This window comes from Synechococcus sp. H55.2, from assembly GCF_047462495.1.
In the GTDB taxonomy this organism is placed as follows: domain Bacteria; phylum Cyanobacteriota; class Cyanobacteriia; order Thermostichales; family Thermostichaceae; genus Thermostichus.
Genome location: NZ_JANSJH010000210.1, coordinates 1 through 842 on the forward strand (window position 1 = coordinate 1; position 842 = coordinate 842).

General features: G+C 59.4%; 1 protein-coding gene. It reads left to right on the forward strand.

The genetic code is table 11. From position 1 onward, the window contains the following. The first annotated feature begins 219 nt into the window (after positions 1-219). Complete coding sequence (locus NW844_RS12970; protein ID WP_414336248.1) at positions 220-648, forward strand: SHOCT domain-containing protein; 429 nt, start codon at positions 220-222, stop codon at positions 646-648. Positions 649-842: the final 194 nt, after the last annotated feature.

Here is an 842-nt window from a genome sequence, read left to right on the forward strand (position 1 = left end):
TTGTGCAGCACCTTGGGCAATTGCGACCGCATGCGGGTGCCCTTGCCCGCTGCCAGGATCGCCACCGCCAGCTCCCGCTCTGCCATCTTTGCCCTCCGATCTGCCCCCATCAAGTATACGCGGCAGTTGCTTGCCCAACCTGGAGCTGGTGTTCCCTCCCCCTCTGCCAAGCCCTGGGAAACTGCGCTAGCCTGGTGGCACGTGTAGGTGGGGCAGGGTATGGCCGAGAGCGAGGGCTCCGATACCCCTCTTCAAAAACGTCAGCGCTTGGTTCGCGAGGCAGCCGGCTGGCTGGCAGTGCTGGGGGTGCTGATCCCAGGGCTGCAGCGTTTTTACATGGGCCACAAGCGCTGGGGCTGGGTGTACTTGCTGGTGGGGCTGATGGTGTTGGTTCCCTCTATTCCCCTGCAGATCCTCAGCTATGGGCTACGAGCGCTCTGCCTGCTGGAAGGGCTATGGTTGCTCACCATGACCAATGAGGACTTCGATTTTCGCTTCAACCGGGATCTCATCGAGCTGGACTGGACCAGTGCGCAAGATCGGGAAGTCCGGGATCCCGAGCAGCAGTTGCAAAGTCAGTTGCAGCAAGGCTTGATCACCCGCGCCGAGTACGAGGAGCGCCGCCGACAAATCCGCAAGATCTCCTAAGTCGAGCATTAATCCCTGGATCAGGCTTTTGCTTGGACAGCCAGCCCGATCAATAATCGTTTCGGTGTCGTTTTTCTCAGCAATAACCCCCACCCAAGCCGGGCTTTTTCCTCTCCCTTGTCCATTCTGCTCTACTCTCCTGCCTGTCTGTATGTTGCCAAGTCTTCCTCTCGCAGCCGTTCCCCTCTTCTCCA

Coding starts and splice junctions, on each gene's coding strand:
- NW844_RS12970 (WP_414336248.1), top strand. CDS start 220: ATGGCCGAGAGCGAGGGCTCCGATACCCCTCTTCAAAAACGTCAGCGC.